A 16,181-nucleotide genomic window follows, 5' to 3' on the forward strand; every position below is an offset into this window, starting at 1 on the left:
CGCGCCTGGGTCGGCAGAATGGGACGGAGGCGGCGCACGCCTGGCGCCATCTAGTGATCATGGGTCCCGGTCTTGCTTCGCAGACCGGGATGACACGCTGGCTTCTAAGCCCCCCGCGCCCACTTCGTCAGGTCGCGCTCGCGGCCCATCAGCGCCAGGCCCGACGCGATCGACTCAAGCTCAGACCCGCTCTCGATCTTCGAAGCGTCGAACCGCCGGTAGAAGATCTCGCGCACCGCCGGCACCAGCGACGAGCCGCCGGTCAGGAACACCCGGTCGACGCCGCCGGCGTTGAGCCCCGCGTCGCTCATCGCCCGGTCGACCGCGTCTTCGATCAGGTGCAGTTCCGGCGCGATCCAGTCCTCGAACTCGCCCCGCGCGACCTCGCGGCCGATGTCGATGCTGCCGGCCGCGAACTTGAACTGCGCCTTTTCCTGCGATGACAGCGCCTCCTTCAGCGCCGACACCGAGCGGTAGAGCCGGTAGCCGTAGTTCTCGTCCAGCACCTCGACCAGCCGCTCGATCTTCTCCGGCTCGACCGCCTCGCGGACCAGCTTGCGGATCTCGCGCATATCGCGGCTGGCGCGCATCAGCGCCAGCTGGTCCCAGCGCGCGAAGGTCGAATAGTAGCGGTTCGGCACCGGCAGGATCTTGCCGAACGACTTGTAGCTCGAGCCCTTTCCCAGCTCCGGGGAAACCAGGTTGTCGATGATCCGGTAGTCGAAGGCGTCGCCCGCCACGCCGACCCCTGCCCGGCCCAGCGGGGTCGAGCGGATCTCGCCGTTCTCGCGGGTGAAGCGGATGATCGAGAAGTCGCTGGTGCCGCCGCCGAAGTCGCCGACCAGCACGGTGGCGTCCTCCTGCAGCTCGCGGGCGAAGAAGAACGCCGCCCCGACCGGCTCGTAGGAATAGAGGATCTCCTCGAAGCCCAGCCGCCGGAACCCGGTCTCGTAGCGGGCCAGGGCGAGGTCCTCGTTCGGCGCCCCGCCGGCGAAGGTCACCGGCCGCCCGACGATCACCCGCTTGGGCAGCTGGGCCAGGTCGTCGCCGGCGTGCTCGCGCAGCTTCAGCAGGAAGGCCGAGAGCAGATCCTCGAACTGGTAGCGGCGGCCAATGATCTGCGTCTCGGTGAAGCTCTCCGAGGCCGCGAAGCTCTTGAACGACTGGATGAACCGCGTCTCCAGCGGGTCCTCGACATAGGCCTCGATGGCCCACGGCCCGGCCTCGACCTCGCGCTCGTTGGGGAGGTCCGGCGGGGCGTAGAACGACAGCGCCGAGCGGAAGGCGAACACCTCCCGTTCCGGAGCCGGGAACTTGATCAGATGCGCCGGCCCGTCCGCCCCTGCGAGCGCGACGACCGTGTTGGTCGTGCCGAAATCGATGCCGATGCTGAGACCGGTCATGGGCCTGCGCTCCTCATGGTTCGGGGTGGGACGGCCAAGCCGCCCGCACCCCGAGGAGCAGGCGGCTCGTTAGTTCAAGCTGTTGAGCGCGAGGCTCATCCTTGCGCCTCGATGGCGTCCTGCTCGTAGGCGGCCAGGGTCGCCATCTGCAGAACGCGGGAGACCGAGGCCGAGAGCGGGGCGATCTGCACCGACTTCGATAGGCCCAGCAGCAGCGGCCCGATCACCGTAGCCCCGCCGAGCGACTGCACCAGCTGGGTCGAGATCGCCGCCGAGTGGATGGCCGGCATGATCAGCACGTTGGCCGGGCCGGTCAGGCGCATGAACGGATAGTTGACCCGCTTGCTGGGGTCGAGCGCCAGCTCCGGCGGCATTTCGCCTTCGTACTCGAAGTCGACGTCCATCATGTCGAGCATGGCCACCGCGTCGCGCACCTTCTCGGAGCGCACGCCCATCGGATTGCCGAAGGTCGAGTAGGACATGAACGCCACGCGCGGCACATAGCCCAGCGACTTGACCGTGCGGGCCGCCTCGCAGGCGATCTCGACCAGTTCCTCGGCCTCGGGCATCTCGGTGACGTTGGTGTCGGCGATGAACAGGGTATGGCCCTTGGCCAGCACGACGCTCATGCCCATCACCCGGCCGTCCGGCGCCGGATCGATCACCCGCAGCACCTCTTCCAGCACCTGGTCGTAGGAGCGGGTCACGCCGGTGACCATGCCGTCGGCGTAGCCCAGCGCCACCATCGAGGCGGCGAACGAGTTGCGGTCCTGGTTGATCAGCCGCTGGACGTCGCGCTTCAGGTAGCCCTGGCGCGACAGCCGCTCGTAGAGGAAGTCCACGAACTCGGGATTATGCCGCGAGACGCGGGCGTTGATGATCTCGAGCTTGGTCTCGGCCGGGTCCAGCCCGACCTCGATCATGTTCTGCTTCACCAGCTCGTCGCGGCCGACCAGGATGGCGTGGCCCAGGCCCGCGGCCTCGAAGGCGTGGGCGGCGCGGATCACCGTCGGCTCCTCGCCCTCGGCGAAGACGATGCGCTTGTTCGGCGCCTTCAGCACCGCGCCCTGCAGCTTCTGCAGGAAGGCCGCCGTCGGGTCGAGGCGCTGGGCCAGCGAGGCGCGATAGGCGTCCATGTCCTCGATCGGCTTGCGCGCCACGCCGGTGTCCATCGCCGCCTGGGCGACGAACGGCGGGATGTAGGCCAGCAGCCGCGGGTCGAACGGGGTCGGGATGATGTACTGTGGCCCGAACTTCAGCTGGGTGCCGTGATAGGCGGCCGCCACCTCATCCGGCACGTCTTCCCGGGCCAGTTCGGCCAGGGCGCGGGCGCAGGCGATCTTCATCTCCATGTTCACGCGGCGGGCGCGCACGTCCATCGCGCCGCGGAAGATGTAGGGGAAGCCCAGGACGTTGTTGACCTGGTTGGGATAGTCGCTGCGGCCGGTGGCGACGATGGCGTCCGCGCGGACGGTATAGACCTCTTCCGGGGTGATCTCCGGATCGGGGTTGGCCATGGCGAAGATGATCGGCCTCTGGGCCATCACCTTGATCATGTCCGGGGTCAGGGCGCCCTTGACCGACAGGCCGATGAACACGTCCGCGCCGTTCAGCGCCTCGGAGAGCGTGCGCGCATCGGTCTCGACCGCGTGGGCGCTCTTCCACTGGTTCATGTCGTTGGGGCGGCCGCGATAGATCACGCCCTTGGAATCGCAGGCGATGACGTTCTCGGGCGAGACGCCCATGGCCTTGATCAGCTCGATGGTGGCGATGCCGGCCGCGCCGGCGCCGTTCAGCACCACCTTGATCTTGGAGATGTCGCGGCCGGTGATGGCGCAGGCGTTGATCAGGCCGGCGGCCGAAATGATCGCGGTGCCGTGCTGGTCGTCGTGGAACACCGGGATGTCGAGCAGCTCCTGCAGCTCGGTCTCGATGCGGAAGCACTCCGGCGCCTTGATGTCCTCAAGGTTGATGCCGCCGAAGGTGATCCCGATGTTCTTGACCACCGTGATGATTTCGTCGGGGTCGGTGGCGCTGACCTCGATGTCGATGGAGTCGACGTCGGCGAAGCGCTTGAAGAGCACGCTCTTGCCCTCCATCACCGGCTTGGAGGCCAGGGCGCCGAGGTTGCCGAGCCCGAGGATCGCGGTGCCGTTCGAGATCACCGCCACCAGGTTGCCCTTGGAGGTATAGTCGTAGGCGGTCTCGGGATCTTCCGCGATCTTGAGCACCGGTACGGCCACGCCCGGCGAATAGGCAAGCGACAGGTCCCGCTGGGTGGCCATCGGCTTGGTCGGCGCAATGGCGATCTTCCCGGGGGTCGGGTGCTTGTGGAAGCTCAGCGCTTCCTCGTCGGTGAAGGTGCGTTTCTCGGCGTCGCTCATAGGCGCGGCGTTTCCTCTTGGCCCCTAAGGACCCGCTTGGACTGAAAGGGCGCCAACCTATAGAGCCGCAGCGCGCCCTGACAACCGCCGAACGCTGTCCTAGCTTGCTCCCGTTGCGGCGCCGTGGCGCGGTTGCCGCGTTTGCGACCCGTCCGGAGACAGGAAGACCAGCGCCGCCGCGTCGAACCGGACCCGCCGCGAAGGCGCCCCTTCGACGAAGAACAGGCCCTTGTCGTCCAGCGGCGTCAGCACGCTGGGCGGGCGCCGGCCGCTCGTCAGTTGCAGCCGCCCGTCCACCACCTTGGCCTGGTAGGGCCCATAGCCGCCCTCGTAGCGGGCCAGGTCCTGGGGGCCCTGCGCTGGGGCCGACAGCGCCTCCAGCACCCAGCGGTTCTCGGTCAGGACCGCGGGCTCCAGCGGCGCGGCGACCAGCTGGGTCAGCGCCAATTGCTGAGCTCGATCAAGCGCCTGCGCGGCCGGGACCGCCACGTCGGGCGTCACCCCCGTCCCCTCCCAGTTCTTGCCGGTGATCGGATTGATCGGCGTGCCCGAGGAGATGAACACCGAAAGCCCGTCGCCCAGCGGCGCGCCGCCGCCCGGATTGGCCCCGCCGGCCGAGGCCTCGCCGACCACGCTCGCCCGCTTCGCCGCCTGCAGGGTGTAGGCGAAGCTCTCCGCGGCCGAGGCCGTGCGCCCGCTGGTCAGCACGTAAAGCGGTACGTCCAGACGCCGCCCGGTGATCGGCACGGTCGGCGCCTCGTCGCTGTCGGGTTCGCCGCGGGTCTTGAAGGTGTTGTAGATCTTGGCGCCGTCCGGGACGAAATGGCCGACCAGGTATCCGACCATGACCGCCGAACCGCCGCCGTTGTCGCGCATGTCGAAGATCAGCGCGTCGGTCCCGGCCACCAGCGCGAGGGCCGCGTCGGCCGCCTGCCGCGCGGCCTGGTCGCCGGTCGGCGCGAAGTCGGCGAAGCCGCGCATGTCGATATAGCCGATGTTCCCGGGCAGCACCTTCACGGCCACGAAGCCGTAGCCGCCGCGCCGCGACAGGAACGGCGGCGGCCCGCTGCGGGCCGGCCCGGCGGTCGAGGCCGCCGCCGGGGGCGTCCAGTTGACCGCGAAGTGGCCGTCCTGCGGCCGCAGCCGCTCGGTCAGGGCGGCGGCGAAGTCGCGCGGGTCGGTCAGCTTGTCGTAGGTCCCCTTCCTGGCCTCGGCCCGCAACTCGGCGGCGATCCTGCCCGCCCGGGCCGGATCGTAGAACTGCGCGTCGATCGCCGCGGCCAGCGCCTCGACCTTGGCGCGCGGCGCGATCGGGGTCTGGGCGGCGGCGGCGCCCGCCAGCAAGGCGGCGCTCAGGCTCAGGGCGGTCAGCAGCTTCATGGCGGGCATCTCCAGGTTCGGCGAACCTCGTCCCGCGCGAGCTTGGCTATTTTGCGGCGGCCTGGCAGCCGGCCAGGTCGCGGCGGCGAATGCGCGCCAGGGCCGACAGCGCCGCCGCCGCGAAGGCGCCTGAACGCTCGGCCGTCTCCTCGGTTTCGGCTGGGCCGCTGGCCGCCATCACCCCATCGGCGCGCAGGGTCCAGCGCCAGCGCTCGCCGCCCTGCTCGATCACCACCTCATAGCCTTGCTCGATCATCTTCGATCCTCCTCCGTGACGTGGCGAGCAGGATCGCGTGGCGACATGCAGCCGGGCCTGCGCAAGCCAAGGAGATTCCGTGCAGATCGCGGTCAGGCGCGCGGCAAGGTCACCACGAACCGGGCGCCCTGGTCGCTTGGCCCCAACTCGATCGCCGCGCCGTTGGCAGCCAGCAGCGAGCGGGCGATGGAGAGGCCCAGCCCGGTTCCGCCCTGCGCCCGGCGAGTGGTGAAGAACGGCTCGAACAGCCGCGCGGCGTCGGCCGCGCTGACCCCCGGACCGTCGTCGCGGGTCTCCACCAGCACCTGGTCGCCTTGGAGCCGCACCGAGACGCCCGCCCGCCGCGCCCCGGCCTGGCGGCTGTTCTGCAGCAGCACCCCGACCACCGCCTCGATGGTGGCGGCGGGCACGGCGACCGGCGGCAGGCCGGGCTGAATCTGCGTCTCCACTGCAAAACCGCCGCTGTTCATGGCGTCCGCCGCCCGCTGCACGGCTCCGGCCGCCTGCGTCGACAGCCCCGCTTCCGGCCGCGCCATGTCGGCCCGCGCCAGGTCCAGCAACCGGGTGACCAGCTGCGACAGCCGCGCGGAATCGGCGGCGATGTTGCCGAGGAACCGCGACCGCTCCTGCGGGCTCATCTCCTCCCCATGGTCCTGCAGCAGCTCGACCGCCCCGCTGATGCCGGCCAGCGGGGTCTTGAACTCGTGGCTGACCGAGGCGGCGAAGTCGCGCAGATAGGCGCTGCGCCGCTCGATCGCCGCCGACATCGCCGCGAAGTCCTCGTACAGCGACTGGATCTCGACCGCCGCCGTGGTCGGGGTCTCCAGGGTCTGCACGCCGCCGGCCGCCACCTGACGCGAGGCCGCGCTCAGCGCCTCGATCGGCCGGGTCACCCCGCGCGAGACCAGGCCCGCCAGCACCACCAGCAGGGCGGCGATCCCGACCACGCCGATGGCGATCTTGCCGCGGTCCTCATAGATGCCGCGGAACAGCGCCCGCGGAGAGCGCGACAGCAGCACGACGCCCACCACCTGCCCGCCGACCTCGATCGGCCGCGCATGATGCAGCCGCAGGCCTGAGGCCCGGCTCAACCACTCCAGCGAATAGCGCGGCCGATAGTCCCCTACCCGCCGCAGCACGGTGTCCGGGGTTCCAGCCAGGGCCGAGCGCACCTCCGGCAGCGCGGCGAGCGAGCCGCCCTCCGGCGCGATCACCCCGCGCCCGTCCAGCAGCACCACCGAGGCCAGGGTCGTGCGGGTCGTGCGCTCGATCATCGGCGCCAGGCGGGCTGCTGCTGCGACGGCGTTCGCCTCGGGCGGGCCGCTCGGCGCCGGGACCGGCCGCTCGGCCAGCAAGGGCGAGGCCTGCAGGTCGATGGTGCTGGGCTCCGGGTCGTAATACCCCGGCGCCCGGCGATCGACGGGCGCGGCCGCCATCGTCGCGCCGGGCCAACCGACTGCGGCGGCCGCGGCGATCGCCGCGCCCTGGGCGACCAGCTCGGCCTCGGTCTGACGCACCAGGGTGTTCTCGTAGACCCGCAGGAAGATCGCGCTCAGCCCCGGCATGGCGGCGGCGAAGAACAGCACCGCGAACACGATCACCCGCAGCCGCAGGCGCGGCCAATGGCGCTTGGCGAGGTCCTTGGCGGCGGTGATCACGCGCCCTGGCCCAGGCAGGCCCCCAGGCGGTAGCCGACCCCGGCCCGGGTCTCGATCACGTCGTGCGCGCCGAGGGCCGCGAACTTGCCGCGCAGGTTGCGCACGTGGCTGTCGACCGTGCGGTCGGTGATCGCAAAGCCCGGCCCGCGCAGCCGGTCGATGATCGCGTCGCGGGTGAACACCTTGGCCGGGGCGCCGGCCAGGGTGCGCAGGATGCCGAACTCGGTGACGGTCAGGGCCAGCGGCCGGCCGTCCCAATGCGCCAGCCAGGCGTCGGGATCCAGGCTCAGCCGCCCGCGCGCTACCTGGCCGCCGCCGTCGGCCGCCGGCGCCGGCCGCGCCCGGCGCAGGATCGCGGTCACCCGCGCCACCACTTCGCGCGGGCTGAACGGCTTGACCACATAGTCGTCGGCCCCCAGCTCGATGCCCAGCACCCGGTCGATCTCCTCGTCGCGCGACGACAGGATCAGGATCGGCAGCTCGCCCTTGGCCCGCAGCTGGCGGCAGACGTCCAGCCCGTTCAGCCGCGGCATGTTGAGGTCCAGCACCAGCAGGTCGGGCGCGGCGGCCTGCGCCTGCGCCAGCGCCGCCTCGCCGTCCTCGGCCTCGACCACCTCGAACCCGGCCTTCTCCAGCGCGAAGGCCAGCAGCTGGCGGATGTGCGGGTCGTCGTCGGCGATCAGGATCTTGGCCATGCGCGTCATGTTCCGGCTTGCGCGGGCGCCGTCAATGCGGCCGCCGCGTCCAGGCGCCGCTGCCCGCGCCAGGTCCAGGTCCGCCAGTGCGCCTGCCGCGCGGCCAGCTCGGCCCGCGTCGCCTGCTGCGCCGCGTGGACCTCGGCGGCCAGGGTCGGCGCCAGCGGTCGGCCGGCCAGCTCGGTCAGCGGGACCAGCGCCGCCGGCCCCAGTTCGCGCAGGTGGACGACGTCCAGGCTCGGATCGCGCAGGTCGCCGGTCACCTCGCGGGCGTGGCGCACGTTCCAGGCCGCCGCGACCGCGCCGATGTCAGCGATCGCCACGGCGCTCAGCACCACCGCCAGCGCCGCCGCATTGGCCCCGACCAGCCAGCTGGCGCTCTTGTCCCGCACCAGCCGCACGCAGATCAGCACCAGCCCCAGGGCGACCAGCGCCATCCAGATCAGCGCCGAGATCCGCAGCTGGGTCAGGCCGTAGGCTGCGACATAGTCGAGCGTGCGCAGGGCGCTGGACGCCACCAGCATCAGGTTCTGTCCGACCCAGGCGATCACCAGCCAGCGCACCGCCCGGCTCTGCGCCGCGCCCGGCCGCAGGAACACCAGCACGAAGGCTCCCGCCAGCAACGCCGTGACGATCAGCAGATAGGCCCCGCGATGCGCGTATTCGGCGAAGCTCACCCCCTCCGGCAACGGCGCGCCGCTCCACAGGAAGGCCAGGTCCAGTCCGTTCTGCAGCGCGAACAGGCCGTTGAACACCACCAGTGAGATGGCGACAGAGGCCGAGGCCTTACCCGGCTCGCGGCTGCGCCAGATCGGCGTGAACCGCCGGCGCGCCCCGCGCGGCCGCAGCAGCGCCCAGGCGATCATCGCCATCCAGATCCAGAACAGCAGCCGGCCCAGCGAGAACGGCGGCAGCCGCCAGGCCGCCAGCGCCGCCTCCATCACCGGATTGGCCAGCACGAAGAGGCTGAGGAACACCGCCCCGCCGACCACCGGCAGCGCCGCGGCGACCAGCGCCCGCCGCACCGCGCCCGGCCGCCCGCCCCTGGCCGCGGCGCGGCGGATGTCCAACACCGGGGCCGGAACCGACGTCAATCCGGCCCGCAGTAGCCGCAGCGCCCAGTCGGCGACGTCGCTGCGCCCATCGGCCCGCGGCGACAGCACCGCCACGCCCAGCGCCAGCACGGCCATGAGCCAGGCGATCAGCCCCGGCCGGTCGATCAGCAGCAGGCTGAACCCGCCGGCGACCGCGAACGCCGCCAGCGCCCGGCGGTCTCGGCGGCTCTCCGGATGGGCCGCGACCGCCACGGCCAGCGCCGCCAGCATCAGCAGGCCGAGATTGGCCCCGATCTCGTGGTCGAACAGCAGCAGGTCGGCGGCGGCGACCAGGCCGGCGGCCAGCACGGCCTTGAGGCGGAACGAGTAGGCGGTCATGCAGGCGGCTCCGATGGCGGGAGCTGCAGCTATCGCCGGCCCGCTTCCAGCCCTGCGGGAGCGCCCGTCCACGGTCCAAGGCGTTGCCGTGCAGAAGCCGTGCAGGCTGGAGCCTTGACCGCGACCGCCAGGACGGGAGACTAGCGCGCTCAAGTTTTCGCCGCGTCGGAGTCCTCCCCTGTCCAGTCCCATCGACATCGCCGTGGCCGGCGCGCTCGGCCGCATGGGCCAGGCTGTGAGCGCCGTGGTCTCCGGCCGCCAGGACGTGCGCCTGGCCGCCCGCTTCGACCGTCCGGGCGTCGAGGGCGAGGGCCTCGTGCCCGTGGAGCAGGCGCTGCAAAAGGCCCAGGTGGTCATCGACTTCACCACCCCGGCCGCCTCGGTGGCCCTGGCCCGGGCCGCCGCCGCCCGCGGCGCCCCGGCCCTGGTGATCGGCTCCACCGGCGCCTCGCCCGAGGAGATCGAGGCCATCGAAGCCGCCGCGAAGTCGATCCCGATCGTGTTCGCCGGCAACTACTCGCTGGGGGTCAACATGCTGATGGGCCTGGTCGCCCAGGCCGCCAAGGCGCTGCACGCCGACGCCTACGACATCGAGGTCACCGAGAGCCACCACAAGCGCAAGGTCGACGCCCCGTCCGGCACCGCCCTCATGCTCGGCGAGGCCGCCGCCCGCGGCCGCCAGGTCGCCCTGGCCGACGTCGCCCAGCGGGTGCGCGACGGCATCACCGGCGCCCGCCCGACCGGCGAGATCGGTTTCTCCGTCATCCGCGGCGGGGGGATCATCGGCGAGCACTCGGTGATCTTCGCGGCCGAGGACGAGATCCTGACCCTCAGCCACTCGGCCCGCGACCGCGGCCTGTTCGCCCGCGGCGCGGTCGAGGCCGCCCGCTGGGTCGCCGGCCAGCCGCCCGGCCTCTACGACATGCAGGACGTCCTGGGGCTGAAGTAATGGCCGACCTCCTCGCCCGCGACGCCACCGGTCAACTGTCGGCGCTCCGGGCCAAGGAGGTCTCCGCCGTCGAGCTGCTGAAGCTCGCCCTGGCCCGGCACGAACAGACCCACGCCCGGCTGAACGCGGTGATCGCCGCCGACGTCGAGCGCGCCCTCGATCTCGCCAAGGCCGCCGACGACCTGCGCGCCAAGAAGGCCGGCGGCCCGCTCACCGGCCTGCCGATGACCATCAAGGACACCTTCGACGTGATCGGCATGGCCGCTTCGTCGGGAATAGAGGCCCTGCGTCGGCGCAAACCCGACGACGCCGCCGTGGTCGCCGCCGCCCGCAAGGCCGGGGCGGTCATCTGGGGCAAGACCAACGTCCCGGTGATGGCCGCCGACTGGCAGTTGTTCAATCCGCTCTATGGGGCGACCAACAATCCCTGGGACCCGACCCGCGTCCCCGGCGGCTCGTCCGGCGGAGCGGCCGCGGCCCTCGCCGCCGGCGTCACCGCCCTGGAGATCGGCTCGGACATCGGCGGCTCGCTGCGCGTCCCGGCCAGCTTCTGCGGCGTCTTCTCGCACAAGCCGACCTGGGGCCTGGTCTCCCAGGTCGGGCACGTTCCGCCGGCGCCGGGAACCCACGCCGAGCGCGACCTCAACGTCGTCGGGCCGATGGCCCGCTCGGCCCGCGACCTGCGGCTGCTGCTCTCGATCCTGGCCGAGGGCGTCCCGGCCAAGGCCGAGCTCGCCGACCTCAAGACCCTCAAGCTCGGCCTATGGCTGGACGGCTTCCCGCTCGACCCGGAGATCCATGCGGTGCTCGAGGACCTCGCCGGCCGGCTGCGCGCCGCCGGGGTCGAGGTGCGGCCGATCTCCGCCCCGGCGCCGCTCGACCAGCTGATGGACGCCTATCGCGTGCTGCTCGGCTCGCTGGTCGCCACCGACATGCCGCCGCGCGCCCAGGCCGCCCTGCGCCGGATGCGCGGGCCCGCCGCCCTAGCCCTGGCGCTCGGCGCAGGCCGCGACTCCTGGGCCGGCCTGACCCGCGCCTACACCGCCAGCCACGCCGAGTGGATCGCCGCCGACGAGGTCCGCGCCCGGCTGCGCGCCACCATGTCGGACGCCTTCGAGGCCTTCGACGCCATCCTCGCCCCCGTCGCCCCGACCGTCGCCTTCCCGCACGACCACCGGCCGTTCGCCGGCCGCAAGCTGAAGACCAGCGACGGCGGGACCATTCCCTATCCGGCGATGCTGAACTGGATCGCGCTGGCCACCGCCTGCCACCTGCCGGTGACCACCATCCCCGCGGGCCTGGCCGCCGGCGGCCTGCCGGTCGGCGCCCAGATCATCGGCCCGCACGGCGCCGACTCCCGCACCCTCTCCATCGCCCAGGCGGTCGACGAGGCGCTCGGCGGTTACGTCGCCCCGCCGCCGGGCTGACGCTCGCAACCCTTGAATGTAGACTTGCGACGTGTACCCTTGTCGCGGGCATTCCGGGGGGAAGCGTTTTGCAGCGTATGGTTCTGGCGGCCGCCGCAACGGCGGGCGTCCTTGGTTTCGCCGCGGCGGCTCACGCCGCGCCGCCGCCCGCCTCGGCTTTCGGCCGCGTCCCGGCCGTCGCCGACACCGCCATCTCGCCGGACGGCCGCCGCGTCGCCCTGCTGGGCGGCACGTCCGAACAGCGCTTCGTCTCGATCGCGACCATCGACGATCCGAACATGCCGGTGCTGGCGCTCGGCGACGCCGAGGCGATCAGCCTGAGCTGGGCCGGCAACGACCACGTGCTGGCGCGCATGGCCTACTGGAAGTCGGAAGGCCCGCGCCTGGCCTACCGCTTCGAGCGCAACGTCGCGATCAACACCCAGGGCCAGGCCGTCTCGCGCCTGCTCGAAGGCGACGCCTTCTCGCAGTATCTCGTCCGCCAGCCGGTGCTCGGCGCCGTCGTCGGCCCGCCGGCCAGCGCCTACGTGCTGGGGCTGGCCCCAATCGAGGCCAACAGCGGCATGGACACCCGCATCAAGCGCAAGGGCACGGAAGGGTGGGCCGCGGCGCTGATGAAGGTCGATCCCGCCACCGGCAAGGGCGTGCGCGTCGAGCGGGGCGATTCCGACACGGTGACCTGGGCGCTCAACGCCGCCGGTGAAGCGAAGGTCCGCCTCGACGTCGACGAGCTGACCCACAGGTTCGAGATCTACGCCCGCTCCGGCGCCCGGGCCTGGACCCAGATCTGGCAAGGCCCCAACTACGAAAGCCGTCGTCAGTACCTGGGCTATTCGGCGCCCGAAGACGCGATCTACCTCGCCATTGGCGACCGCATCGTCCGCAAGCCGCTGGCCGGGGGCCCCGACCAGCCGGTCGGCCAGCCGCTGAACGGGGTCTCACCCAATATGATCTGGGATCCCCATCGCATCGCTCCGGTCGCCATTGTCGGCGGGGCCGAACGGCCGGTCTACAACTGGCTCGACGCCGAACTGGGGGCGACGCACGCAGCGCTGTCCAAAGCCTTCAAGGGCAAGGATGTCACGCTCTGGGAGTGGTCGACCGACCGCACGCGCTTCATCGTCCGGGCCGCCTCGCCGTCGTCGCCGGGCGTCTGGTACCTGTTCGACAAGACTCGCAAGGAGCTCTCGCCCTTGGGCGAAGAGTATCCTGAACTCAAGGACGCCGCCTTCGGGCAGACCAGCTGGATCACTTACAAGGCCCGCGACGGCCTGGAAATTCCGGCCTATCTGACCTTGCCGCCAGACCTGGCGGCCGGCGCCAAGCCGCCGCTGATCGTGCTGCCGCACGGCGGCCCGACCGCGCGCGACGGGTTCGAGTTCGACTACCTCGCCCAGTTCCTCGCCACCCGCGGCTATGCGGTGCTGCAGCCGCAGTTCCGCGGCTCCTGGGGCTTTGGCGACGCCTTCGAACAGGCCGGCGTCGGCGAGTGGGGCGGCAAGATGCAGACCGACCTGCTCGACGGGATCGCCGCCGTCGCCGACAAGGCCGACGCAAGCCGGGTCTGCGTCGTCGGCGCCAGCTTCGGCGGCTATGCGGCCTTGGCCGGGGCGACCATGCATCCCGGGGCCTACAAATGCGCCGCGTCGGTCTCGGGGATTTCCGACCTCGGGCTTTGGCTCGAACAGCTGTGGCGGACCTCGGGCGACGACTCCGCCACGGTCGGCGAGTTGCGGGCGATGCTCGGCGCCGCCGACAAGGGCAAGCTCAACGCCACCTCGCCGGCGCAGCTGGTCACCAAGGCCACGGCCCCGATCCTGCTGGTCCACGGCGACCAGGACACCGTCGTCGCCCCCCAGCAGTCGCAGGTGATGGCCAATGCCCTCAAGGCCGCCGGCAAGCCGGTCGACTACGTCGTCCTGGCTGGCGAGAACCACTACATGACCCGCTCGGCCACCCGCACCCAGATGCTGCAGGCCCTGGAGGCCTTCCTCGCCAAGCATCTGCCGGCGACCAACTGACCCGATGCCGGCTCTCGCCCTTGAGGCGGGGGCCGGCCTCTGGCATTCCGCCCCCACGCATCATCGGAGGGCGAGAGCCATGACTGAACCCCGCGGCCTGACGCCCATGACGGCGACCTTCAAGCGCTGGGACGGCAACCACGACCTGCCGCTGCCCGCCTACGCCACCGCCGGCGCCGCCGGCTTCGACTTCCGCGCCGCCGTGCCCGAGGGCGAGACGGTGACCATCGAGCCGAACGCCCGCGCCCTGATCCCGACCGGCTTCGCCGTCGCCCTGCCGATCGGCTACGAGATGCAGATCCGCCCGCGCTCGGGCCTGGCCGCCAAGAACGGCGTCTCCATCGTCAATGCTCCCGGCACCGTCGACTGCGACTACCGCGGCGAGATCCTGGTCTGCCTGATCAACCTTGGGGCCGAGACCTTTCACGTCCGCCGCGGCGACCGCATCGCCCAGGGGATCATCGCGGCGGCCCCGCAGTGGACGCTGGTCGAGGCCGATGAGCTGGACGACACGGTCCGCGGCGCCGGCGGCCACGGCTCGACCGGCGTCTAGTTGAAGGCCTTGCGGACGCTGAGCCGTACGTTGCGATAGCTCTCCTCGCCGCGCCGCTCGGCGTAGACGAGATCGGCGACGTGCCGCAGCCCGGCGTGCACGTCGCGCTCGCTCCAGGCGCTGCGAGCCGTCAGGTTGTTGACCTCCAGCCGCAGGGTCACGTCGGCGCGCGGCGAATAGTCGACGAAGGCCGAGGCCCAAGGCTCAGCGCCGCTGACCTCCGTGCCGTCGAACCGGTAGGCGGTCTTGTCGGTATAGCCCGACAGGTTGACGCCCCAGGTGGCGTTCCACGCCGGCAAGTCCTGAGTGAAGGCTGCGTTCCACTCCAGCGCCGACTGGTTCGAATAACTGCGCGGCTCGCCGGTCGCCGCGTCGACGACTTCCGAACGCACGGCCTTCAGCCCGGCCTTCAGCAGGCCGCCCGGCACGCCCCCGGCGTCCAGCGGCAGCGTGGAGTTCAGCTCCAGCACCTGGCGCAGCCCCGAGCCGACATTGCTGCGCGCGTCGAACAGGCCGTTGGGACCGGCCACCGGCGCCAGGCCGATCACGTCCTCCACCTGCTCCTGGCGCAGGATCGCGGCCAGCGCCCCGCGGCCGGCGAACTGCTGCTCGAACGCGATCTCGGCGCGCAGGGTCTGGGTCGGCGCCAGCAGGCCCGCACCAGCCGTCACCACGCCGGTGTACATGTTCACCGAGGCGAGGAAGTCGTTGAAGTTCAGCTGCCCGACCTCGCGTTCGATCCGCACACGGATCAAACGTTGCGCCGTCGGCGTCCAGGTCAGGGCCGCCGACGGCTTGGCGAACTCCAGACCCTGCGCCTCGCCGTGTCCGGGATCGAGCACCGAGGCCTCGAACCGCAGGCCGGCCTCCAGCGCCAGCACCGGCGACGGCTGCCAGACCCCGGTGGCGAAACCTTCGCCGCGGCGTTCTTCGACCCGGGCCTGGGATCCGGGGGCGGGGACCAGGGCGCCGCCGACCATCAGGGCGCTGTCGCCCTCCAGCCAGTTGAACGCGGCCTCCAGCCCTGTCTCCAGCGACAGCGCGTCCCAGCCGTGGAAGCGCAGCACCGCGCGCCCGACGCTCTCCCCGGATTCGTCGAAGCGGCGATAGCCGACGGTCCTTGGGCCATTGGTCGAGGTCGCTCGCGTCTCATTGGTTCGCCAGGACCGCAGCGCCATGGCCTCCAGCTCGACGCCGCCGCCGAGCGGCGCGACATAGCGGCCGCCGAACTCGCCGCCGCCGCCGCGATAGGCCTCGCGCAACAGGCCGGCGCCGGCGGGAACATCGAAGGCGTCGCGCTCGGTCACGTCGCTGACATCGCGATAGCCGCGGATGTTCAGCCGCACGTCGCCGAGCGGCAGGGCGGTCTCGTAGGCGGCCGATCCGACCACCTCCTCGCCCGGCTTGTCGCTGTCGATCTGCGAGTCGATCAGCAGCCGCCCGTCGCCGGCCGTGCGCACCCGGTGCGTGCGGCGGCGATCGTGGCTGTCGCCGCGCTCGTAGCTGGCGGCGGCCTCGAACACATGGGCGCCCAGCCGGGCGGCCAGGTCGGCGGCGATCTCGGTCTCGTTGCGCGCATCGCCCAAGGTCAGCTGATCGCTGAGCGTGACCGAGCCGCTGACCCCGCCGCGCGGATCGCGGATGACGTTGGCCACCACCGGCTTGCGCTGCATGTCGATCCCGGGCGCGCCGCCGCGGATCACGTCGATGCGGACCACCTGGTCGGCCGGAATCCGGGCCAGCACGTCGCTCAACGAGTCGCTCTTGGACGAGGGCCGGCGGCCGTCGATCAGCACATTGCCCGCCGCGCCGGAGAGCCCGCGCACGCTGCCGCCGCCGTCGAAGGCGAAGCCCGGGATGCGGTCGATCATCGCCTTGGCGTCGCCGGGCCGCGAGGCGGCGAAGAAGCCGGCGTCGTAGCTGGTGACCGCCTGATCGGCGCCCGCCGCGGGCGCGGCGCCGGCGTCCTGCGCCAGCGCGGCGGCCATCAAGGCGATCGACAGTACTCCCACGCGTCCCCTC

General features: G+C 71.8%; 12 protein-coding genes. 4 read left to right on the forward strand and 8 right to left on the reverse strand.

Going from position 1 to position 16,181, the window contains the following annotated elements:
• Positions 1–104 precede the first annotated feature (104 nt).
• From OUA97_RS12140 to OUA97_RS12170, 7 genes are all read right to left on the reverse strand, one after another.
• The gene (locus tag OUA97_RS12140; protein WP_267232155.1) at positions 105–1,403 is read right to left on the reverse strand and encodes an Hsp70 family protein; all 1,299 of its coding nucleotides are present in this window, start codon (positions 1,401–1,403) and stop codon (positions 105–107) included.
• 95 nt (positions 1,404–1,498) lie between these two features.
• Positions 1,499–3,787: an NADP-dependent malic enzyme gene (locus OUA97_RS12145; RefSeq protein WP_267232156.1), complete on the reverse strand. Its 2,289-nt coding sequence runs from the start codon at positions 3,785–3,787 to the stop codon at positions 1,499–1,501.
• Positions 3,788–3,886: 99 nt separating this feature from the next.
• Positions 3,887–5,167 carry a S41 family peptidase gene (locus tag OUA97_RS12150; RefSeq protein ID WP_267232157.1) on the reverse strand — a complete coding sequence of 427 codons (1,281 nt, stop codon included), beginning with the start codon at positions 5,165–5,167 and terminating at the stop codon, positions 3,887–3,889.
• 46 nt (positions 5,168–5,213) lie between these two features.
• Positions 5,214–5,423 (reverse strand): hypothetical protein, encoded by a 210-nt coding sequence (locus OUA97_RS12155; RefSeq protein WP_267232158.1) that lies wholly within the window; start codon positions 5,421–5,423, stop codon positions 5,214–5,216.
• A 92-nt stretch (positions 5,424–5,515) separates the two neighbouring features.
• On the reverse strand, positions 5,516–7,081 hold the full coding sequence (locus OUA97_RS12160; RefSeq protein ID WP_267232159.1) for a sensor histidine kinase: 1,566 nt from the start codon (positions 7,079–7,081) through the stop codon (positions 5,516–5,518).
• Positions 7,078–7,776 (reverse strand): response regulator transcription factor, encoded by a 699-nt coding sequence (locus OUA97_RS12165; RefSeq protein WP_267232160.1) that lies wholly within the window; start codon positions 7,774–7,776, stop codon positions 7,078–7,080. The genes OUA97_RS12160 and OUA97_RS12165 overlap by 4 nt, the downstream gene beginning before the upstream one ends.
• A gap of 5 nt (positions 7,777–7,781) precedes the next feature.
• Positions 7,782–9,209, reverse strand: coding sequence for a DUF4173 domain-containing protein (locus OUA97_RS12170; protein WP_267232161.1), 1,428 nt, complete (start codon positions 9,207–9,209; stop codon positions 7,782–7,784).
• Between the two features lie 178 nt (positions 9,210–9,387).
• Between OUA97_RS12170 and dapB the strand changes: the two genes are divergently transcribed.
• The 4 genes from dapB (at position 9,388) to dut (ending at position 14,159) form a co-directional block, all read left to right on the forward strand.
• Positions 9,388–10,158, forward strand: coding sequence for a 4-hydroxy-tetrahydrodipicolinate reductase (gene dapB, locus OUA97_RS12175; RefSeq protein WP_267232177.1), 771 nt, complete (start codon positions 9,388–9,390; stop codon positions 10,156–10,158).
• Positions 10,158–11,585, forward strand: coding sequence for an amidase family protein (locus OUA97_RS12180; protein WP_267232162.1), 1,428 nt, complete (start codon positions 10,158–10,160; stop codon positions 11,583–11,585). The genes dapB and OUA97_RS12180 overlap by 1 nt, the downstream gene beginning before the upstream one ends.
• A 77-nt stretch (positions 11,586–11,662) precedes the next feature.
• Positions 11,663–13,606, forward strand: a complete 1,944-nt coding sequence (locus OUA97_RS12185) for an alpha/beta hydrolase family protein (RefSeq protein WP_267232178.1) — start codon at positions 11,663–11,665, stop codon at positions 13,604–13,606.
• Positions 13,607–13,712: 106 nt separating this feature from the next.
• Positions 13,713–14,159, forward strand: a complete 447-nt coding sequence (gene dut, locus OUA97_RS12190; protein ID WP_267232179.1) for a dUTP diphosphatase — start codon at positions 13,713–13,715, stop codon at positions 14,157–14,159.
• Here dut and OUA97_RS12195 read toward each other — a convergent pair.
• Positions 14,156–16,171 carry a TonB-dependent receptor plug domain-containing protein gene (locus tag OUA97_RS12195; protein WP_267232163.1) on the reverse strand — a complete coding sequence of 672 codons (2,016 nt, stop codon included), beginning with the start codon at positions 16,169–16,171 and terminating at the stop codon, positions 14,156–14,158. The two genes, dut and OUA97_RS12195, sit on opposite strands and share 4 nt — an antisense overlap.
• Positions 16,172–16,181: the final 10 nt, after the last annotated feature.

The sequence above is a fragment of the Phenylobacterium sp. 58.2.17 genome, from assembly GCF_026411515.1.
GTDB lineage: Bacteria > Pseudomonadota > Alphaproteobacteria > Caulobacterales > Caulobacteraceae > Phenylobacterium.